The sequence below is a fragment of the Streptomyces sp. NPDC055099 genome (assembly GCF_053607685.1).
This window is the reverse complement of the sequence record NZ_JBSGUA010000002.1, coordinates 34,376-54,051: the sequence shown is the minus strand read 5'-3', so window position 1 is coordinate 54,051 and position 19,676 is coordinate 34,376. Positions and strand designations below refer to the sequence as shown.

17 protein-coding genes and 1 riboswitch are annotated in these 19,676 nt (G+C 68.7%); of the genes, 6 read left to right on the top strand and 11 right to left on the bottom strand.

What is annotated here, in order from left to right:
• Positions 1-61: 61 nt before the first annotated feature.
• The 6 genes from ACWFRU_RS04610 to ACWFRU_RS04585 all read right to left on the bottom strand — a co-directional run bounded on the left by ACWFRU_RS04610 (position 62) and on the right by ACWFRU_RS04585 (position 6,089).
• Entirely contained in the window at positions 62-1,444 is a 1,383-nt protein-coding gene (locus ACWFRU_RS04610) for a purine-cytosine permease family protein (protein WP_453684634.1), read from the bottom strand.
• Positions 1,441-2,130 (bottom strand): thiaminase II, encoded by a 690-nt coding sequence (tenA, locus tag ACWFRU_RS04605; RefSeq protein WP_453684633.1) that lies wholly within the window; start codon positions 2,128-2,130, stop codon positions 1,441-1,443. The genes ACWFRU_RS04610 and tenA overlap by 4 nt, the downstream gene beginning before the upstream one ends.
• 5 nt (positions 2,131-2,135) lie before the next feature.
• On the bottom strand, positions 2,136-2,969 hold the full coding sequence (gene thiD / locus ACWFRU_RS04600) for a bifunctional hydroxymethylpyrimidine kinase/phosphomethylpyrimidine kinase (protein WP_453684632.1): 834 nt from the start codon (positions 2,967-2,969) through the stop codon (positions 2,136-2,138).
• Positions 2,966-3,604 (bottom strand): thiamine phosphate synthase, encoded by a 639-nt coding sequence (gene thiE, locus ACWFRU_RS04595; RefSeq protein WP_453684631.1) that lies wholly within the window; start codon positions 3,602-3,604, stop codon positions 2,966-2,968. The genes thiD and thiE overlap by 4 nt, the downstream gene beginning before the upstream one ends.
• 275 nt (positions 3,605-3,879) lie before the next feature.
• Positions 3,880-4,659 (bottom strand): hydroxyethylthiazole kinase, encoded by a 780-nt coding sequence (gene thiM, locus ACWFRU_RS04590; protein ID WP_453684630.1) that lies wholly within the window; start codon positions 4,657-4,659, stop codon positions 3,880-3,882.
• Positions 4,660-4,718: 59 nt separating this feature from the next.
• Positions 4,719-4,844: riboswitch (TPP riboswitch) on the bottom strand.
• A gap of 231 nt (positions 4,845-5,075) precedes the next feature.
• Positions 5,076-6,089, bottom strand: coding sequence for a saccharopine dehydrogenase (locus tag ACWFRU_RS04585; RefSeq protein WP_453684629.1), 1,014 nt, complete (start codon positions 6,087-6,089; stop codon positions 5,076-5,078).
• Between the two features lie 87 nt (positions 6,090-6,176).
• Here ACWFRU_RS04585 and ACWFRU_RS04580 point away from each other — a divergent pair, with 87 nt between their 5' ends.
• The gene (locus ACWFRU_RS04580) at positions 6,177-6,770 is read left to right on the top strand and encodes a TetR/AcrR family transcriptional regulator (protein ID WP_453684628.1); all 594 of its coding nucleotides are present in this window, start codon (positions 6,177-6,179) and stop codon (positions 6,768-6,770) included.
• 144 nt (positions 6,771-6,914) lie between these two features.
• On the opposite strand, the gene ACWFRU_RS04575 is transcribed toward ACWFRU_RS04580, so the two are convergent.
• Positions 6,915-7,427: a DUF4760 domain-containing protein gene (locus ACWFRU_RS04575; protein ID WP_453685256.1), complete on the bottom strand. Its 513-nt coding sequence runs from the start codon at positions 7,425-7,427 to the stop codon at positions 6,915-6,917.
• A 161-nt stretch (positions 7,428-7,588) separates the two neighbouring features.
• The gene (locus ACWFRU_RS04570; protein ID WP_453684627.1) at positions 7,589-8,446 is read right to left on the bottom strand and encodes a choice-of-anchor K domain-containing protein; all 858 of its coding nucleotides are present in this window, start codon (positions 8,444-8,446) and stop codon (positions 7,589-7,591) included.
• A gap of 821 nt (positions 8,447-9,267) precedes the next feature.
• Here ACWFRU_RS04570 and ACWFRU_RS04565 point away from each other — a divergent pair.
• Together ACWFRU_RS04565 and ACWFRU_RS04560 are read left to right on the top strand one after the other, a co-directional pair.
• Complete coding sequence (locus ACWFRU_RS04565) at positions 9,268-10,602, top strand: cellulase family glycosylhydrolase (RefSeq protein WP_453684626.1); 1,335 nt, start codon at positions 9,268-9,270, stop codon at positions 10,600-10,602.
• A 90-nt stretch (positions 10,603-10,692) separates the two neighbouring features.
• On the top strand, positions 10,693-11,712 hold the full coding sequence (locus ACWFRU_RS04560) for a LacI family DNA-binding transcriptional regulator (protein WP_453684624.1): 1,020 nt from the start codon (positions 10,693-10,695) through the stop codon (positions 11,710-11,712).
• Positions 11,713-11,782: 70 nt separating this feature from the next.
• Here ACWFRU_RS04560 and ACWFRU_RS04555 read toward each other — a convergent pair whose 3' ends face one another.
• Both ACWFRU_RS04555 and ACWFRU_RS04550 read right to left on the bottom strand, forming a co-directional pair.
• Positions 11,783-12,820 carry a LacI family DNA-binding transcriptional regulator gene (locus ACWFRU_RS04555; RefSeq protein WP_453684622.1) on the bottom strand — a complete coding sequence of 346 codons (1,038 nt, stop codon included), beginning with the start codon at positions 12,818-12,820 and terminating at the stop codon, positions 11,783-11,785.
• Complete coding sequence (locus tag ACWFRU_RS04550; RefSeq protein ID WP_453684620.1) at positions 12,817-15,270, bottom strand: glycoside hydrolase family 2 protein; 2,454 nt, start codon at positions 15,268-15,270, stop codon at positions 12,817-12,819. The genes ACWFRU_RS04555 and ACWFRU_RS04550 overlap by 4 nt, the downstream gene beginning before the upstream one ends.
• A gap of 270 nt (positions 15,271-15,540) precedes the next feature.
• Here ACWFRU_RS04550 and ACWFRU_RS04545 point away from each other — a divergent pair, with 270 nt between their 5' ends.
• From ACWFRU_RS04545 to ACWFRU_RS04535, 3 genes are all read left to right on the top strand, one after another.
• A complete protein-coding gene (locus ACWFRU_RS04545) occupies positions 15,541-16,860 on the top strand; it encodes an ABC transporter substrate-binding protein (protein WP_453684618.1) in 1,320 nt (439 codons plus the stop codon).
• 177 nt (positions 16,861-17,037) lie between these two features.
• Entirely contained in the window at positions 17,038-18,009 is a 972-nt protein-coding gene (locus tag ACWFRU_RS04540; protein WP_453684616.1) for a carbohydrate ABC transporter permease, read from the top strand.
• Positions 18,006-18,893: a carbohydrate ABC transporter permease gene (locus tag ACWFRU_RS04535; RefSeq protein WP_453684614.1), complete on the top strand. Its 888-nt coding sequence runs from the start codon at positions 18,006-18,008 to the stop codon at positions 18,891-18,893. The genes ACWFRU_RS04540 and ACWFRU_RS04535 overlap by 4 nt, the downstream gene beginning before the upstream one ends.
• Positions 18,894-19,018: 125 nt before the next feature.
• On the opposite strand, the gene ACWFRU_RS04530 is transcribed toward ACWFRU_RS04535, so the two are convergent.
• The gene (locus tag ACWFRU_RS04530) at positions 19,019-19,489 is read right to left on the bottom strand and encodes a hypothetical protein (protein ID WP_453684612.1); all 471 of its coding nucleotides are present in this window, start codon (positions 19,487-19,489) and stop codon (positions 19,019-19,021) included.
• Positions 19,490-19,676 lie beyond the last annotated feature (187 nt).

Here is a 19,676-nt window from a genome sequence, read left to right as displayed (position 1 = left end):
CTAACGGCGTTCGGGTTCACGTGACAGCGGTTTCAGCCGGTCGCCGGTCGACCGGACTGCTCTACCTGGTCGCAACGTGCCGACGCCTGCGGCGCACCGCGAGGGTGGCGAGGGCAGCTACCGCGAAGGAGAGCAGGGAGGCACTCATCCATGGCTGGACGGTGAGGCCCACGGCGTCCTGCAGTGACGCCCAGAAGTCGGACCAGCCGGCGATGTTCGTGGGTGCGATCAGTTGGTAGGTGGCGAAGCCGAGTGTCCAGGGCAGCAGCATGACCCAGCGGGTGGGGGCCTGCTCGGAGACGTCCCAGGTGCGGTGGCCGCCGAGTACGAAGAAGTCCACGACGAGCACGGCGAACATCGGGATGAAGACCGCGCCGATCAGGTAGAGGAAGCTGGCGTAGCTGTCCATGTTCACCAGGAGCGCCAGCGCGGTGGCCAGCGTGCCGCTGATCAGGCACAGGATGCGGCGGTCCGCCCGGGGGAGCAGGTTCTGGGCGGACACGGCGGTGGAGTAGACATTGGCGAAGGACTGGTCGACCTCGCGCAGCACCAGGACACCGAAGCAGATCACGCCGACGCTGGTGGCGGTGAACGGGTCGAAGACCTTGTACGGGTCGGTGCTGTCGAACGCGATCACCGCGAGGGCGGCCACGCCAAGGACCGAGCCCGCGACGCCCGCGAGGGTCTGGCCGACGACCAGGCCGCCGAATGCCGCCTTCTCGCTGCGGGAGTGCCGCGAGTAGTCGGCGACCAACGGCAGCCAGGAGATCGACACGGCGATCACGCTGTCGGCGGCGAACCAGAAGTCCTTCCAGGAGCCGCCCTCCATCGGGATGCCGCGGCCGGCCAGGTCCCAGCCCAGGTAGAAGATGGCCAGGACGACGGCGATGGTGACGTAGCGGCGGATGATGCGCAGGGCGCCGAGCGGACGCAGCGTGAGAGCAGTCGTCACCGCGCCCGCGACGAGCACGTACAGCCAGCCGGGGCCCGGTTCGCCGAAGGCCTGGCGGGCCAGGATCTTCAAGCCGGTGGAGATGACCACGAGCTCGAAGACGGCCCAGCCGACCATCTGCAGCACGTTGAGGACAGTGGGCAGGTAGGACGCCTTCGCGCCGAACAGGCCGCGCAGCAGCACCATCGAGGGCGCGCCGGTACGGGCCCCGGTGATGGCGGCGAGGCCGAGGGCGAGGGTGCCGATCAGGGTGCCGACGACGGACGCGGTGACGGCGGCGGCGAACGACAAGGTCGGACTGCCGGTGCCCAGCGGGTCGAGGACGACCAGCATGCCGCTGAAGCCGAGCAGGCTGACGCCCAGGTTGGCCCAGAAGGTGCCTTGGTCCAAGCCGCTCAGGACCTTGGGGGTGGGCTGGTCGAGGGTGAGCGGCGCCTCGTTCGCCGGGACCGGCTCCGGTGCCGGGGTGGTGGGCTCGATGGTCGTCGTCACTTCGTGGGCTCCGAAACCTGGGCAGGAGCGTCACCGAACGGCCAGGACTCCACGCGCCAGGCGGCGTCCCAGAACATCCACTCCCAGGTGGACGCGGTGCCGAAGACCGTGCGCATCCGATCGCGGGTGGCGGGGTCGGCCTGCTCCGCGAGCCGGTTGACGATTTGTCGGGCGTGTTCGGTGGCGGCCTCGAACTCCTCGTCGGCGTACGTGCCGATCCAGTCGCCGTACGGGTGGGCGGCGAGGTCACCGGCCTGCTCCAAGAGCACGCGGCCCACCTCGGCGTAGATCCAGAAGCAGGGCAGGACCGAGGCGGCCAGCTCCGGGTAGCCCTGGGTGTGGGCCACGGAGAGCAGGTAGGAGGTGTATCCGGTGCAGGTGGGGGAGGGGGTCCAGGCGTCGACGTCGACGACGTTGCTCTCGTGCAGGGAGCTTTCGACGACGACGGCGTCGTGGGCGGACTTCGCGAAGAACGCGATGTCCTGCGGCCGGTCCGCCTTCGCGGCGGCGCTGGCCAGCGCGCGGGCGTAGCCGCGCAGGTAGTGGGCGTCCTGGGCCAGGTAGTAGACGAACTTCTCCCGGTCCAGGGTGCCGTCGCCGAGGCCGGTGACGAACGGCAGCTTGTCGATGGCCGAACGTATGTCGGCCGTGGCGGTCCACAGCTCGTCGCAGAACGTCGTGGTCATGGTGCTCAGCTCCAGTACTGGTGGAAGTGGTGGACGGGGCCGTGACCGTGGCCGACGCGCAGGGTGTCGGCCGCACGCAGGGCCCCGGTCAGGTACTCCTTGGCGGCGCGGACGGTGGTCTGCCAGTCGTCGCGCTGCGGGCGGAGGGCGGCGATCGCGGCGGAGAGGGTGCAGCCGGTGCCATGGGTGTTGCGCGTGTTCACACGTGGCGCGGACAGCTCGGTGACGCCCGCGCCACTGGCGCCCGTGGCGTGCGCGGCGTCGACGAGGATGTCGACGGATTCGGCGTCATGTGTGTGGTGGCCGCCCTTGAGCAGGACGCGCTTGGCGCCGGCTCGGAGGAGCGCGCGGGCCTGCTCGACGGCCTCGGTGCGGTTCTGTGCGGCGGCGATGCCGAGGAGGTCGCTGGCCTCGGGGAGGTTGGGGGTGATGAGATCGGCGAGCGGCAGGAGACGGTCGCGCAGCACGCGCACCGCATCGGCCTCGAGGAGGCGGTGACCGCTGGTCGAGACCATGACGGGGTCGAGGACGACGTACGGGGGGCGGTGCCGCTCCAGAGCGTCCGCGACGGCCGCGGCGATGGCGGCGTCGGCCAGCATCCCGATCTTGACGGCGTCCACCCGGACGTCGGCGAACAGAGTGTCGAGCTGCTCGGTGACGAACGCCGGAGGGACGGCGTGGATGCCGGTGACGCCCTGGGTGTTCTGCGCGGTCAGGGCGGTCAGAACCGCGGTTCCGTAGGCGCCGTTGGCGGAGAACGCCTTCAGGTCGGCTTGGATCCCGGCGCCGCCGGAGGGGTCGCTGGCGGCGATGGTGAGGGCGATGGGCGGGCTGGTCATGCGGGGACCTCCGGTCGCAGGGCGTGGATGAAGGAACGTGCTGCGGTTTCGGGGTCGGGCTGTCCGCAGATCGCGCTGACGACGGCGATCCCGGCTGCACCACTTGCCTTGACTGCGGCGGCCTCGGACACGCCGATTCCGCCGATGGCGACGCAGGGCAGCGTGCTCTGGTGGACGATCTGGGCCAGGCCGTCCAGACCCAGCGGGGCATCGGCGTCCGGCTTGGTGGACTGATTGAACACCGGACCGACACCGAGGTGATCGACGGAGTCCGGTACGTGCGTCAGTTGCTCGGGACGGCTGACGGACAGGCCGACGAAGGCGTGGGGACCGAGCCGGCGCCTGGCGGTCGCGGGGGAGACGTCCCGCTGCCCCAGGTGGACGCCGTCCGCGTCCAACCAGACCGCCACGTCCAAGCGATCGTTGACGATCAAGGGGACGCCGGTGCCCGCGAGTTCGGCCTGGATCGCCCGGCCGAGCGCGAACAGTGTGCGGGCGTCCGCGTCCGGATCGCGCAGCTGGACAGCAGTGACACCGCCCCGGACGGCGGCTGCCACGGTGGCGGCAACACCGCGGTCGCCGCAGAGCCGGGTGTCCGTGACGAGGTACAGGGACAGGTCAAGTGGTGGTCGCATGGGTTGCTCCTTGGGGTCTCCCGGCCGGGGAAGGGCGGGGGAAACGCATCGGGAGGTGCAGGGAAAGGGAGGAGCCTGACGTGAACCTGAGTCAGTCACAGGGGTGAGGTGTTGAGGTGTGTGTCTGCGAGGACTGGCAGATGTGGAGCCGGGGGCGTGGCGCCCTCAGGCCGGGCGGACGCTGTTCGGCGGCTGGCGGACAGGCCGACCGCTCACCGCGCAAGCCCGCAACACCTGCAAGCCCGCTACACCGGGAGCCCGCAACACCCGCAAGTTCAGCGCAGGTTGAGAGCCTCGGCGAGCTGATCCGGGCTGAGCTCGTGCAGCGCGTCGATCAGCGCGACCGCGAACGTGCCGGGTCCCGCCGAGCGGGTGGCGGCGGTCTCCGCGGCCACGGTGAGCAGACCCGTCGCGGCGGTGGCGGCCAGCAGCGCGTCGCCGGTTACGGCTGTGCAGGCGGCCACCAGTGCGCCGAGTGAGCAGCCGGTCCCCGTCACCAGAGGCAGCAGCGGGTGCCCATTGGAAACCCGCACCACTCGCGTCCCGTCGGTGAGGACGTCCTCCGGACCGCTCACGGCGACCGCGCAGCCGTAGCGCCGGGCCAGCGCGCCGGCCGCGGCCAGTGCCGCCTCGGGGGTGTCCGTGCTGTCCACGCCGCGCCCGCCCGTGCCGCCGCCGTCCAGTGCCAGGATCTCGGAAGGATTGCCGCGAACGACCGCTGGGGGTGCGCTCTCCAGGAGTTCGTGGGCGAGCTCGGTGCGCCAGGGCAGCGGACCGACCGCCACCGGGTCGAGCACCCACGGGCGCCCGGCCACGGCCGCTTCCTTGACCGCGACGCGCATCGCCTCCGCCGTCACGGATGTCACCGTCCCCAGGTTGACCAGGACACTCCCGGCCACTCGGGCCAGCGCTCCGGCTTCCTCCGCGCTGTGCACCATCGCGGGGGCGGCCCCCGCCGCGAGCAGCACGTTCGCGGTGAACTGCGACACCACGACGTTGGTCAGGCAGTGCACAAGGGGTGAGGAGGCCCGCAGAGACGCGATCACGTCCGCCACGGCATCACGGGAAACGGTGGGTCCGCTCTCGGCAGATATGGAGGCAGGTACGGAGGCAGCGTCCATCGTCAACACCCTTCCTACGCCGGCATTACCCGGTCCAGGTTCATGCGGTCGGCGGAAAGGGGAGCAAGTCCCGTCCGCCCTCTCAGCCCGGCTACTCCCGAGCTCCCGCGGTGGTCACCACGCAATGTACCTCCCTTGGGAACGGAAGTTCGCCCTCGGGGTACCTCGCGGCGGGACGCGGTTCTGGTGGGGGAATCTGTTGGGGGAACGAAACCGGAGGTGGAGGGGGGGAACAGAACTGGAGGTCTTTTGGGTCACCAGGGCCGGTTTGTGCTCATTGGCTGGCCCGGTCGGGCCAGGATCTGCAGCCCGCACGACGCCCACCAGCCAATGAGCACAACTCTCACCGTTCAGTTGTCGCTGGGTACGTCGACCAAGGTGGCGCCGATCTCCGCCATCCGCTTCGCTGCGTAGGCCGGATCGAGGAGGGTTTCGGGGGTGTAGATGCCCGGCGAGGCGGCTTCGCCTCGCAGACCGAGCAGCCGCTCGACACCGAGGGCGATGCCGAGTGCGGTCAAGGGACGCTGCCCCGCCGGGTGGACGAGGCGTCGGCCGGTGCTGAGCGGTGCACCCGTTGGGCCTGCTCCTTCGAGGTCGATCCGGATCTCAGCGGAAGGCGGATCGCCGCGGTGCCGACCCGCGGATTCACCGACGGCCATGTCGAAGCGGACGTTCGGTGCGCCTGTCGCAAGGGCGATGCTTGGTACGTCGAGGATGGCGAGGCTCTGGCCGGGCAGGACGACGCCGTCGCTACGGGGCACATCCACCTGAGCGTCGGGGCCGTCGACCCAGGTGAAGACGCCGTCACGGCGCACCGTCCCCGCCGTGGTGACCTTGGCCCACCGCTCCAGGTCCGCTGCTCCCGCGGGTCCGCCAATGTCCAGCTCATCCAGGACGGCGCCGATCCGGATGGTGTCGATCCGGTGGAACTCCCGGGCTATCGCCAGCGCCGCGAGGGCGACGGTGCCGGCGCAGAAGTGGCTGGCCACCAGGATCGGTGAGGTGCCTGGCCGCTGTGCGCCCGCGATGACTTCCGGTGCGATCTCCACCAGACCGCTGGAGATGCTGAGGTAGGGCAATGCGTGGTCCTGCGCGTAGTGCAGGCCGTTCAGGTGGTCGTCCCACAGTGCGGCGACCACCGCCGAGTAGCTGTGCTCGACCGGGAGGCCGAGATCGTTGCGTCGCAGGTCAATGGTGACGGCTGTGGCGGCGCCGAGTTCGTCGGCCACCCGTTGTGCGCGGCCGATGTCGCGGCCCGCGATGGTCAATGGCAGTTCCGGGTACCACTTGCGCAGGAGAGCGGCGGTGCTCGAGCCCGCCTGGCCCGAACCACCCAAGATCAGTACTGGCTTTGGCTGTTCCACTGTGGGTCCTCGCATCCAAGAGGCCGAAGCTACATTTTGTAGCCTACGTTTTGTAACATAGCCTGGAGTGCGACACAACGGAGGACCATGGCCACCACCTCGACCCGTCTGTCCAAGCAGGCCAGGCGGGAGCAGCTGCTCAACACCGCCGTGGCGATCGTGCGCGCCCAGGGCGCCGATGGCCTCACCCTGGTCACCCTCGCGGAGGCGGCCGGGGTGAGCAGGCCGATCGTGTACGACCACTTCGGCACACGCCCCGGCCTGCTGCTCGCGCTCTACCGACGCCTCGACGAACGTCACCGAGCCGCAGTCGCACAGGCGTTGCAGGAGGCCGCGCCCACCGCTGAGGAGGTCGCCCGCGTGATCAGCACCGCATACTTCGCCTGCGCCACGGACATGCCGGAAGTCGGCGCCATTTCCGCCGCGCTGAAAGGCAATCCAGAGATGGAGGCGGTCCAGCGCGAGATGCTCGACAGCTACACGGAGCTGATGGCCACCGCGCTGCTGCCGCACTCCGACCTCGCACCCGAAGCCCTCCAGCTACGGTGCGTCGGAGTGCTGGGCGCGGCCGAGGCATTGGCCGCCGAGCTGAACCAGGGACGGGTATCCGCCGACGAGGCGGTCACCGCACTGACCGACCTCATCAGGGGCGGTCTCAACACCCGGACCGCCCGGCACTGACGGCGGTCCCTGCATGGCCCAAAGGCCAGGGAAGCGACCTCGTCTGGCGTGAGCCACGGAGCCACCTGGGCGCCACCGCACAACTGCCAAACGGCGGCCGACTCTGCGGGCAACCCGAATCCGAGGGGTATCGCACCGTCGGCCCTATCGGGGTGTCCCATCCCAACGCTTGAGGTGCAGTCGGCGGTGGAGCGCGTCGGGGTCGGTGTCAGTGACCGAGGCGTAGGCGTTCTCGAAGAACGGGTAGACGGTCGCTCCCCGGCGTACTCGTTCGGCCTCGATGTAGGGCCTGAGCACTTCCCAGGTCCGCTGCAGCCGGTAGCGCGCGATGCTCCTGAGGATGTCGGAGTTGACGATGCCGAAGTGGAGCATGATGCCCACACACTCATAGACATGCGCCACGTTCCATATCCGGTAGTTCGCCGGCTCGGGTAGGAGGTCGATCCCGTCCTCCGGACTGTGCTCCCGGGCGAGGTCGAACAGCACCCAGCGCTGGTCGCTCTGAAATTCTGGTTCGCGGATCGTGGTCAGCAGCAGACCTGTGGTCATCGCCAGATCACTGGCGGCGCGAGCCCGGTTGATCTGCGAGCGGATGCCCCAGGTGGACGCCAGCAGCGCAGCGGCCGAGACGATGAGCGAGACGACATTGAGGTTCATGGCCACCCCCGACCAGGATGGCGTCCCGGCAGGGATGTGTCACATGCCGGTGTCGTCGGTGTCGGTGTGCTCGACGGCTACATAGGGCTCCAGGCCAGGCCCCGGGTGACCCAGTGACCGTCGGCTTTTTTCTGCCGACGGTCAGCTGAGGCGGTGGTGGATTACGGCGTGGCGGCGGAGCCGTAGGCGTGCTCGGACACGAGGTTGCCGTCCGTATCGCGCAGCTTGGCGGCGTCGCCCCGGTCGTTCCAGATGGGCCGCCCGCTTCCGTAGGTGTAGCCGCCCCACTGGGCGTGTATCTCGTTGGTGTAGATGCGGATGCGTTGACCGGGCAGGAGGGTGGCGCCGGGCGGGAAGGTGAAGTTCTGTCCCGCGTCGTCGGCGCCGAGGACCCAGCCGGAGATGTCTGCGGGCGCGGTGCCCCGGTTGACGACCTCCACGAACTCATCGGCCTGGGTGCGCTTGACCTGTCCCTTGAAGGACACGGTGGTGATGTGGACATCCGGCCGTCCGGTGCGAGCGAGCACGGCGACGAGGTCGGCGCTGTTGGAACCGTTCTCCGGGCTGATGAACCGGTTGACGATCTGGCCGCCCTGCTTGAACCCCGTGATCACCACGGCGTATTCGGTGTTGTCGATGATCACCGTCTCCGGGGACACCCTGGTGGGCAGGTCGACGATGTCTTCCGGGCTGGGACCGACGTTGGGCGTCTCGTTGTGCTGGAAACGGAAGCTGAAGTCGTGCGGCACCTGGTCTTCGAACAGGACGCGTGCGGAGAGGTCGACCTCGAACTGGTTCTGCGGCATACCTTGGATCGGGAAGTTCTGGTGGGTGAACGTCCCCAGCGTGAACTCCGTGCCGTCGAGCAGCACCTCGACGCTGCCGCCCGCGAAGAGATATCCGCTCTTGCCTCCGCCTGCCGGGACGCCCCACTTGACGTTGTCGGAGTTCAACCCCTCAAGGTTGGGCGGGTTGATGGTGATGGCGGTCCAGGTGCCTAACGTGTCGACTTTGGACATGCGCCGGTCTCCTCTTCTGCCGATCGAGAGTCGGCCCGGCCGGGCGGCCGAGCGAGGTGAACGTAGCTGTGCGCACTGTCCACTCGGAAGGCAAATAACGCCACTATGCGGGTAGTTACCATGATTGGCCGGTTTCTCGCGGATGCGTACCGACTGCTCCAGCGTCCGTGTGCTGTGTCATCCGCTGGCCACGACGCCGGGGAGAGTGACTGAGGTCGGCCGGGCATGTGCTGAAGGTTCATCCGCAGGCTCACGCCTGTGGGGTGACGGTGCCCGTACCGTACGTGCTGAACGGGTTAATTGTTTTCGGGGCGTTATTGTCTGCCGACGGGTCTCCGCGTCCGTGCGGGGAGGGGTCGGGTGGCATGTGCGTAGCCCCTCGCGAAGCTCCAGCGAGGGGCTGATCCGTCTGAAGCACTCCCGAACCACCGGTAACTTAACCGGTTCTGTTCAAACCGTTGTGCCGCGCTTCAGCGGCCCCTAATGTCGTGGCCGTCGCCGGGCGCGGAGGCTCGGACCGGCTTGACGGGACTGCGTTCGCTCGTCTCGCCGCTGCTGCCCGGCGTGCGCGATCCGAGCCGCGGCACAGCCCCGAACTCGGCGGTGCTCCCCGCGCACGGTGCCCCCCGCGCAACGATGCTCCCCACGCACGGTGCGCGCCGCACCTGCACGCCCCGGTTGGCAGCCCCTCATGACAGCCCTTCATGACAGCCCCTCATTACGGCCCCCCTCGAAAGCCCCCGACGACAACCCACGCCGCGCCCACCGGCCCCTGCACGCCCTCGACCCGGCACCTACCGAGACCGAACCAGGAGCAATGGATGAGACGAATTCGAGCCGCCGCCGCGACGGGCATCCTGCTCGCCGCCTGCGCGTCCCTCCTCACCGCCGTCCCGGCCGCCCAAGCCGCCGAATCCCCCGGCTTCCACATCCGGGACGGACGGCTGCTCGACGCCAACGACAAGGACTTCGTGCTCAGGGGCGTCAACCACGCCCACGCCTGGTACCCCGACCGGACCGACCAGGCACTGAAGGACATCAAGGCCAAGGGCGCCAACTCCGTACGCGTGGTGCTGAGTACGGGCGATCAGTGGACCAAGAATGACGCCGCCGATGTCGCCCGCGTGGTGGACGAGTGCAAGGAGAACCGGCTCGTCTGCGTGCTGGAGGCCCACGACACCACGGGCTACGGCGAGGCGGGCGCCGCGGCTCCGCTGTCCAAGGCCGTGGACTACTGGCTGGACGTCAAGGACGCCTTGGTCGGCCAGGAGAAGTACGTCCTGGTCAACATCGGCAACGAGCCCTACGGCAACACCAACTACGCGGCCTGGACCGGCGACACCAAGACCGCCATCAGCCGTCTGCGTGCCGGCGGCATCGAGCACACCCTGATGGTCGACGCCCCCAACTGGGGCCAGGACTGGTCCTTCACCATGCGGGACAACGCCGCCGGCGTCTTCGCCGCCGACCCGGACAAGAACACCGTCTTCGACATCCACATGTACGGCGTCTACGACACCCCGGCCGAGGTCAGCGACTACCTCAACCGCTTCGTCGCGTCCAAACTGCCCGTCGTGGTCGGGGAGTTCGGTGACATGCACTCCGACGGCAACCCCGACGAGGACGCGATCATGGCCACCGCCCAGTCCCTCGGCATCGGCTACATGGGTTGGTCCTGGAGCGGCAACGGCGGTGGTGTCGAGTACCTGGACCTGGTCCGGAACTTCGACGCGGCCCAGCTCTCCGGCTGGGGCCAGCGTCTGTTCGACGGCGCCAACGGCATCAAGGCCACTGCCAAGGAGGCGAGCGTCTTCGCCGGTTCCGACGGCGGCGGGAGCGGTGCGTGTGCCGTTACCTACCGTCTGAGCGACTGGGGCTCCTCCTTCAACGCGGAGATCACCGTCCGCAACACGTCAGGGCAGAAGGTCGACGACTGGGGCCTGGACTTCGCCTTCCCCGCCCAGCAGAAGATCAACTCGGTGTGGAACGCCAGGGCGAGCCAGGACGGGGCCCGCGTGCACATCACGCCCGAGTCCTGGACGAGGTCCATACCCGCCGGCGGGTCGGTGAGCTTCGGCCTCAACGGTTCGTCCACCGGGAACAACGCCGCACCGGATGCCTTCACTCTCAACGGCAAGACCTGCACCAAGGCCTGAACCCTGGTTCAGTGTCCGGATGCGCGCACTTCAGTGGTCGGCCGGTAAGGTCGGCCGCTGGAGTGCGGAACCGGTACAGCAGGAGGGCGCATGAAACGGCCGACTATCGCGGACATCGCCCGCAGCGCGGGAGTCTCGAAGGTCGCGGTGTCCTACGCCCTCAACGACCAGCCGGGCGTCTCCGAGCAGACCCGGGCGAAGATCAAGGCCATCGCGCGGGACGTCGGCTGGCGGCCGAGCAACGCCGCGCGTGCCCTCAACGGCGCGAAGGCCCGCGCGGTGGGCCTGGCGGTCTGCCGCCCCGCCCGCACCCTGAGTGTCGAGCGGTTCTTCATGGAACTGATCAGCGGTATCGAGTCCGAGCTGGCGCCGCGGTCCATCGCGCTCATGCTGCAGACCGTCACCAGCCACGATGACGAGATCGAGCTGTATCGCCGCTGGTGGGGCGAGGGCCGGGTGGACGGCGCCCTGCTCGTGGACCTGCACGACAACGATGTGCGCATCCCGGCCTTCGCGGCGATGGACCTGCCCGTGGTGGCTCTTGGACCGCCCGAGGCGGCCGGCGCCGTACCCGCGGTGTGGTCGGACGACGGCGCGAGCATCCACGAGACGGTCGCCTACCTGGCGGCACTCGGGCACCGGCGCATCGCACGGGTCGCGGGCCTGCCCAAGCTCGCCCACACGGGTGTGCGTGACGCCGCGTTCGAGGCTGCCTGCCGAACCGCCGCTCTGCCCGAGCCGGTGATGGTGCACACCGACTACTCGGGCGACGAGGGAGCGCGGGCCACCCGGGGGCTCCTGATCGCCGCCGAACGCCCGTCGGCAATCGTCTACGACAACGACATCATGGCGATCGCCGGTCTGTCGGTGGCGCAGGAGCTGAACCTCGAGGTGCCGCGCGACCTGTCCCTGGTCGCCTGGGACGATTCGCCCTTCTCCCAGGTCGTACGACCTCAACTCACCGCGCTGACACGGGACATCGCGGAGTACGGGGCCACCGCGGCGCGGATCCTGCTGGCCGCCGTCGAGGAGGAACCCGTCGGGAACAGCCAGGTGCCGGCCGCCCGCCTTGTTCCGCGGGCGAGCACCAGCGCTCCGCGGCGCGGATAACAGAGCGGGGGCGTTGCACCATCAGGTGTGCGACGCCCCCGCTCCGTCCGCCCGCTGCCTGCTCGGTGCGTCAGGGCAGCGGTGTCCGTGGCGCCGCCGTGGAGGCGCGGGGTGTCAGCGACGGTGTGGCGACCTGCCGGGGCGTCACCGCGCGGCCGGCTATGACGTCGAACAGTTCGCGGGTGACCTCCGCCCCGAAGCCGTGCACGTCATGGCTCATCGCCGACAGCGTGGGATGAGTGAGCCGGCACAGCTGGGAGTCGTCCCAGGCCAGGAGCGACAAGTCGTCCGGCACGGCCACGCCCATCTCGGCGGCGACGCCCAGACCGGCCACGGCCATGAGGTCGTTGTCGTAGACGATGGCGGTGGGCCGGTCGGGGCGCAGGAGCAGCGAGCGCGTGGCGCGGGCCCCGTCCTCGCCGGCGAATCCGGTCGCCACCTGCGGGCTCGGATCCAGGTGCAGATCGCGAAGGGTCGTCAGGAACGCCTGCTCCCGGATGGCGCTGTGCCCCAGGCCCGAGGGCCCGCCCACGCGTGCGATGCGTCGGTGGCCCAGCGCGGCGAGGTAGCGTACGGCCTCGGTCATGGCGCTGGCGTCGTCGGTCCAGACCGAGGGGAATCCGCCCGTCAGGTCGGGGTGGCCCACTGCCACCGCCGGGATGTTGAGCTGTCTGAGCGGTTCGATCCGCGGGTCGTCCTGGTGGAAGTCGACCAGGATGGACCCGCCGATCTGCCTTCTGCGCCACCACGTTTCCTGCAGGTCGATCTCCTCCTCCAGGCTGCTGACCAGACGCAGCAGCAAGGAGCAGGACTGCTGCGCGAGGACGCTTTCGATGCCGGAGATGAACTCCATGTAGAACGGCTCCAGACCCAGCAGCCGGGCCGGGCGGCACAGGGCGAGGCCGATGGTCTCGGTCCGCTGTGTGGACAGGCTGCGGGCCGAGGAGTTGGGTGCCCAGCCCAGGTCCCGGGCGACGGCGAAGATGCGTTCGCGGGTCGGCTCCGAGAGCCCGGGTTTGTGGTTGAAGGCGATCGAGACCGCCCCCTTGGACACCCCCGCGGCTGCCGCGACATCTTTGATGGTGACGCGCTGGGCGGGAGCGCTCACGCCGGTTCCACGCAGAACAGGGCTGCCCGGATGGTGTTGGCTCCCGCGCCCTGCGCCCCGTGTACGCGGATGCGGGTCCGCTCTCCCGGCAGGAGCGTGATCAGGCCGCGGTCGGCGGACGCGTCGGGGGCGATGCGGTCGGGCTGGAGCAGCAGGTCGCGTACGAGGGTCTGTGCGCTGATGACGACGTCGACGGTGTTCCGGTCGCTGCCCACGGTCTCGACGGCGACGTCATAGCGCGGCCCGGGGTAGCCGAACTCCCGGTCGCGTACGGGCAGATGGAGGGTGCGCAGGTTCTCGGCGTCGGCGACCAGGTACTCCTTGGCGGAGCCTGCGGCGGGCAGGACCTCTCGTGGGACCGCGAGGCGCAGCACCTCACGCGGCGGGGCGGTCAGCTCGAGCGACTGACGGGCGGCGAGCGTGCCGTCGGTGTGCATCAGGCGCAGCGTGACGGTGGTCTGCCACGGCTGGGCACTCTGGTTGGCGAGCACGAGATCGGCGCCGTCGGCCCCGGGCTGGAGGGTCAGGAGGCGGTCGGCGTATACGCGGCGCAGCTCGTGGTGGAGCGGCTTGAGCCGGCCGTCGCCGTCGACGGCGGACCAGGAGCTGACGGGCCAGCAGTCGTTGAGCTGCCACACGATGGTTCCGGCGCAGCGCGGCCAGTTGGCCCGCCAGTGTTCGATGCCGGTGGCGACGGCGCGGGCCTGGACGACCTGGGTGAGGTAGTGCCAGCGGTCGAAGTCGCCCTGGGGCAGGGCGAAGTGGCGCTCGACGCCGCGGTTGAGCTTGCCGTTGCCGTCTTCGGCCTTCTGGTGGTGCAGCATGCCGGGGGAGTCCGGGGCGAGGTCCTCGTCGGGCAGGGCGCGGCGCAGTGTCGCCATGGCGGGGGGAGCCTGCCAGCCGAACTCGGAGACGAACCGCGGCACGTCCGCGCGGTAGTCGGTGTAGTCCTGCCGGTTCCACACCTCCCATGAGTGGTAGGTGCCGTGGTCGGGGTCGTTGGGGTGGTGGTCCCAGGAGCCCGACCACGGGCTTCCGGCCGTGTAGGGGCGGGTGGGGTCCAGCTCGGCGACGACGCGCGGCAGCAGCCCGAGGTAGTAGCCCTCGCCCCAGGAGTCGCCCGCCAGTTTCTCCTCCCACTCCCAGTCGCGAAATCCCCACAGGTTCTCGTTGTTGCCGTTCCACACCACCAGGCTGGGGTGGGGCATGAGCCGTACGACGTTGTCGCGGGCCTCGGCCTCGACCTCGCCGCGCAGCGGCTGTTCTTCGGGGTAGGCGGAGCAGGCGAAGAGGAAGTCCTGCCAGACCATCAGGCCGAGCTCGTCGCAGGCGTCGTAGAAGGCGTCGTCCTCGTAGATGCCGCCGCCCCAGATGCGGACGAGGTCGACGTTGGCGTCGACGGCCTGGGACAGGCGGGCCCGGTAGCGCTCGGGGGTGATCCTGGACGGCAGGACGTCGTCGGGGATCCAGTTCACGCCGCGTACGAAGATGCGCTCTCCGTTGACGACGAGGGTGAACCCGGTGCCGTGCTCGTCGGCCTTCTGGTCCAGTTCCAGGGAGCGAAAGCCCACCCTGCGCCGCCACGTGTCGAGTGTGGAGCCGGGGGTGGGGGAGCTGGTGTGATCGGTGGTGTGGTCGTAGGTGTGCAGGCTCAACTCGACGTCGTACAAAGCCTGTTCGCCGTATCCGCGCGGCCACCACAAGTCCACGTCCGGCACGTCGAGCACGAGAGTGACGGCATCGGTGTCGGGTTCGACCCGGGCCAGGGTCTCGTTTCCCGCCACGGTGGCGTGGGCGACGAGTGGCCGGTCCGCGCCTTGCGCGGTGCGCTCCAGATCGACGCGCAGTTCCACGCGCCCCGCCCCGTCGTGGACCGTCACCAGCGGCCGGACCCGGGCGATGCGCGCCGTGGACCAGTGCTCGAGCCGTACCGGGCGCCACATGCCGGCCGTCACCACGGTCGGCCCCCAGTCCCAGCCGAAGCTGCACGCCATCTTGCGGATGTACTGGAAGGGCTCGGGATAGACGTTGGGCCGCTCGCCGGTCAACTTCCTTACGGCTGCGGCCTCGTCGTAGGCGGAGGTGAAATCGACCCGCAGCTCACCGCTGTGGCCGGTGACGTCGAAGCGGTAGGAGCGGTGCATGTTGCGCGTGCGGCCCAACTCCCGTCCGTCCAGGCTGATGCGGGCGGCGGTGTCGAGGCCGTCGAAGATGATGTCCGTGCGCTCGTGCGCGTCCGTGTCCTCACCGCCGGCGGCGAGGGCGTGCGTGTACGTCCATGACCGTCGCCCGACCCAGGCGACGTCGTTCTCGTTGGTACCCAGGAACGGGTCGGGGATGAGGCCTGCGGCGAGCAGATCGGTGTGGACGCAGCCGGGAACCCGGGCATCGAGCAGCGCTCCCTCGTGGCTGAGACTCCAGCCTTCCGTCAGCTGGGTGACGTCCTTCATTTGCGGCTCCAATCGGACAGACACAGGCCTTGCTCGTAAGCGATGTCGGTCAACCTAACCCCGAGCTGATTAACCGGTCCAGTCCCCAGAGGCCATCGAGGGATGGTCGGATGGTGCAGGTGGGCGGCGCATCAGCCCAACTAGGCATGGGACGACCGGTAACGATTGGGTATCGCGCCGGAAATCAGAGCTTTACCGGTTCACGCATCGCTGACATAGTGCCGTCAGCCGCTGGGGCCTGAGCCGTAACCCTTGAAAGGAGTTGGGCACATGAGGAGGAAGCCGCTGAGCGCCGTGCTGCTTGCCACCGCGCTGCTGACCGTCGCGGGGTGCAGCGGGGGAGGGGCCGCGTCCACCGAGACGGCCACCGCCCCCTCGGACGCGGACAAGGTGTCGGGCAGCATCAAGGTCCTCACCAACCGCACCGACCTCGTGCAGGACGGCACGATGAAGAAGTACGCCGCAGCGTTCACCAAGATCTACCCCAAGGCGAAGGTCAGCTTCGAGGGCATCACCGACTACGAAGGGGAGGTCAAGATCCGGATGAACACGGAGAACTACGGCGACGTCCTCCTCATCCCCGGCGTGATCGCCAAGGGTGACTACCCCAAGTTCTTCGCCCCGCTGGGCAACACCGCGACGATGGAGAAGAAGTACCGCTTCACCGGCAAGACCGATGTCGCGGGCAAGACCTACGGCATCGCCAACTTCGGCACCGCCAACGGCTTCGTCTACAACAAGTCGCTGTGGAAGAAGGCCGGCATCACCGACTGGCCCACCACCCCGGCCCAGTTCGTCGACGACCTGAAGACGGTCAAGGCCAAGACGGGGGCCACGCCCTACTACACCAACTTCAAGGACGGCTGGCCGCTGGCCGGACCGTGGAGCAACAGCGTCGGCTCGGCAAGCTGTGACCCCAGGGCCTGGGACGACCTGGCCACGTTCGACAAGCCCTGGGCCAAGGGCGGCGACCTCAATGAGATCGACACCCTGCTGCACGACATCGTCGAGGCGAAGCTCTCCGAGAAGGACCCCACGACCACCAACTGGGAGAGCTCCAAGACCCAGCTGGCCAAGGGGGACATCGGCAGCATGCTGCTCGGCTCCTGGGCCATCAACCAGATGCGCGACGCCGCGAAGAAGGCGGGCGAGAAGCCGGACGACATCGGCTTCATGCCGTTCCCCGTCCAGAAGAGCGGCCAGTTCTGCGCCACGATGGTCTCGGACTACCAGCTGGCGGTGAACGCCCACTCCGACCACAAGGCCACGGCACGTGCCTGGATCGACTGGTTCACCGAGAAGTCCGGGTTCGCGGCGAAGGAGGGCGGCATCTCCGCCCTGAAGGCCGAGCAGTTGCCCGATGTCCTCAAGCCTTACGAGGACAACGATGTCAAGCTCATCGAGCGTTCCGAGGCGAATACGGAGGACGTCAACGCCATCGACGACGCCGCCGAGATCGGCTTGAGCAAGCAGGACTACCGGCAGAAGCTGATCGACATCGCCCGCGGTGCGCAGGACGGCGACCTCCAGGGGTACTTCGACGATCTGAACAAGCGCTGGTCCGACGCGGCCGCGGCCTCCGGTTCCTGATCCGGCACGTACGGGACGCACGGGACGCGGCAGGGCACGGCACACACGGGGCCCCGCACCGCCTGCGGGGCCGGGGCCCCACGCCTGCCGACTCGTCGCGGATCACGCCCGCCATCTGGTCGCGGAACACGGACCGCGCCAGCCCACTTGTCGCGGAACACGAAAGGCCCGCCCGCCATGACGCACACGACATCCACCGCGCCGCCGGCGTCGCAGAAGCCCCCGGCAGCAGGGGCCCACCACCGGACCACACGCCGCACCGGGCCCACCCGATCCTGGCGGGATCATCCGCTGCGCCGGATCACCCCGTGGCTGTTCCTCCTCGCGCCGCTGGCCCTGCTTGTCACGTTCACCTACGTGCCCGTGGGCAACATGATCTATTACAGCTTCACGGACTGGGACGGTGTCAGCCCGGACCGGAACTTCACCGGCTTGGAGAACTACACCCAACTGTTCACGCGGCCCGAGCTGTTCCGCGTCTTCTTCGTCAGCTTCTACTACCTGGCGGCCTCCGCCGTGCAGATCGTGATCGCGCTGTACTTCGCGACGGTGCTCAGCTTCGACCTGCGCTTTCGCAACCTCTTCAAGGGGATCCTGTTCTTCCCCTACCTCATCAACGGCGTCGCCATCGGCTTCGTCTTCCTCTACTTCTTCCAGGACGGCGGCACCCTCGACTCGATCCTGTCCTGGTTCGGCGTCGGCGCCGACCACGCCTGGCTCGGCGACCCCGAGTCCGCCAACACCTCGCTCGCCGGGGTGTCCGTGTGGCGCTTCACCGGCCTCAACTTCGTGCTCTTCCTGGGGGCCATCCAGTCGATCCCCGGCGAGTTGTACGAGGCTGCCCAGCTCGACGGTGCCAGTCGCTGGCAGCAGTTCCGGCACATCATCGCGCCGGGCATCAAGCCCGTCCTGAGCCTGAGCGTCATCCTGGCGATCTCCGGCTCACTGGCCGTCTTCGAGATTCCGTACATCATGACCGGCGGCGCCACCGACACCTCGACCTTCGTCATCCAGACGGTCAAGCTCGCCTTCCAGTTCAACAAGACCGGCCTGGCCTCGGCCTGTGCCGTCGTGCTGCTCCTGATCATCCTGCTGGTCACCTGGGTCCAGCGCCGCATCGTGCCCGAGGACAAGGTGGACCTCGTATGACCACGCTCACCACGCCCACCCGCCCGACGGCTCCCGGCGGGCGGCTCACCGCCCCGGGCAAGCGACCCCGGCTCGGCACAGCACTGACCTACCTCTCGCTGATCGTCGCCTCGCTCGTAGTGCTCGTCCCCCTTCTCGTCGTCTTCCTCACCTCGCTCAAGACCTCACGTGAGGTGACGGACGGCGGCGCGTTGAGCCTGCCGCAGGACTGGCTGAACTTCTCCAACTACGCGACCGCCTTCAACGACGGCAAGATGCTCGCGGCGTTCGGGAACACGGCGTTCATCCTGCTGTTCTCGATCACCGGTACCGTGCTCATCGGGTCGATGACGGCGTATGCGATCGACCGCTTCGACTTCCGTCTCAAGAAGACGGTCATGGCCCTGTTCCTGATCGCCACGCTGGTCCCCGGCGTGACGACCCAGGTGGCGACCTTCCAAGTGGTCAACAGCTTCGGCCTGTTCGACACCCACTGGGCGCCCATCCTGCTCTACATGGGCACCGACATCGTGTCGATCTACATCTTCCTGCAGTTCATCCGAGGCATACCCACCTCGCTCGACGAGGCCGCCCGCCTTGACGGGGCGAACACCTTCACCATCTACCGCAAGATCATCCTGCCGCTCCTGAAGCCCGCCATCGCCACCGTCGTCATCGTCAAGGGCATCACGACGTACAACGACTTCTACATCCCGTTCCTCTACATGCCCTCCGAGGACAAGGGCACGATCTCCACCGCCCTGTTCCGCTTCAAGGGCCCCTTCGGCGCCCACTGGGAGAACATCTCCGCAGGAGCCATCCTGGTGATCCTGCCGACGCTGCTCCTCTTCCTGTTCCTCCAGCGCTACATCTACAACGGGTTTGCTCAGGGGGCCACGAAATAGACGGGGGAGGGCCCGATGAACGGCGGATCCCGGGCGGGTGCGGCGGGCGGGTGCGCTGCTCGGAGCGAGAGCGCGCGACGGTTCACTGCGGGCAGTGAACCGTCGCGGACCCCGTCGCGGCACGGTCAGTTGCAGGCGTGGCCCCAGCCCATCTCGGGGCGCCAGGTCTTGGTGCTGGCGGTGCCGCCCTTCTTCTTCCAGGTGAACTTCGCCTGTACCTGGAAGCTGTTCTTCGGCCACCTGCACGGGTTGACCGACGAGGTGCCTGCCAGGTCCTGGGTGCCGTGCCAGCCGTCGGCGTCCTTGGCGGACTTCACCGTCAGCGTCGTGGTCCCGTTGAAGCGCAGGAGCTTCACGTCGTTGACCGCGACCGTGTAGTTGCCACCGCCGGCGACGTCAGTGATCTTCGCCCGCGCCCGGTAGGTGTCGGCCTCCCTGTCCCACCACACCGTCGCGCAGCGCTTGACCTGCTTGCCGTAGCACTCCCAGGCGCTGTCCGCGGACGCCATGGACGGGGAGAAGACGATCGATGCTCCCACCGCCGCGACGGTGAGCCCACCAGCCGTACCGATCCTGCCGAGTTGCTTGAGCCTCATGTAGTTCCCTTCCGATGTCCCGCGGCCGTCGGGCGGCCGTCAGGTCTCCAGTGGCGGCGACGGGAACGCTAGCCGGGAATCCGGGGTGAACCGTGAGGCGTGCGGTGCTGTTGCGCGGCCGTGACAACGTCCGGATTCTGCTGCCACCGCCCTGACATGCGGCCGGGTGGCGCACCGGACAGTGCGG

Excerpts from the sequence above, each read along its gene's own strand:
- tenA (WP_453684633.1), bottom strand. The coding sequence starts at position 2,130 with ATGACCACGACGTTCTGCGACGAGCTGTGGACCGCCACGGCCGACATA.
- thiD (WP_453684632.1), bottom strand. The coding sequence starts at position 2,969 with ATGACCAGCCCGCCCATCGCCCTCACCATCGCCGCCAGCGACCCCTCC.
- thiE (WP_453684631.1), bottom strand. The coding sequence starts at position 3,604 with ATGCGACCACCACTTGACCTGTCCCTGTACCTCGTCACGGACACCCGG.
- ACWFRU_RS04580 (WP_453684628.1), top strand. The coding sequence starts at position 6,177 with ATGGCCACCACCTCGACCCGTCTGTCCAAGCAGGCCAGGCGGGAGCAG.
- ACWFRU_RS04575 (WP_453685256.1), bottom strand. The coding sequence starts at position 7,427 with ATGAACCTCAATGTCGTCTCGCTCATCGTCTCGGCCGCTGCGCTGCTG.
- ACWFRU_RS04570 (WP_453684627.1), bottom strand. The coding sequence starts at position 8,446 with ATGTCCAAAGTCGACACGTTAGGCACCTGGACCGCCATCACCATCAAC.
- ACWFRU_RS04565 (WP_453684626.1), top strand. The coding sequence starts at position 9,268 with ATGAGACGAATTCGAGCCGCCGCCGCGACGGGCATCCTGCTCGCCGCC.
- ACWFRU_RS04560 (WP_453684624.1), top strand. The coding sequence starts at position 10,693 with ATGAAACGGCCGACTATCGCGGACATCGCCCGCAGCGCGGGAGTCTCG.
- ACWFRU_RS04550 (WP_453684620.1), bottom strand. The coding sequence starts at position 15,270 with ATGAAGGACGTCACCCAGCTGACGGAAGGCTGGAGTCTCAGCCACGAG.
- ACWFRU_RS04545 (WP_453684618.1), top strand. The coding sequence starts at position 15,541 with ATGAGGAGGAAGCCGCTGAGCGCCGTGCTGCTTGCCACCGCGCTGCTG.
- ACWFRU_RS04540 (WP_453684616.1), top strand. The coding sequence starts at position 17,038 with ATGACGCACACGACATCCACCGCGCCGCCGGCGTCGCAGAAGCCCCCG.
- ACWFRU_RS04535 (WP_453684614.1), top strand. The coding sequence starts at position 18,006 with ATGACCACGCTCACCACGCCCACCCGCCCGACGGCTCCCGGCGGGCGG.
- ACWFRU_RS04530 (WP_453684612.1), bottom strand. The coding sequence starts at position 19,489 with ATGAGGCTCAAGCAACTCGGCAGGATCGGTACGGCTGGTGGGCTCACC.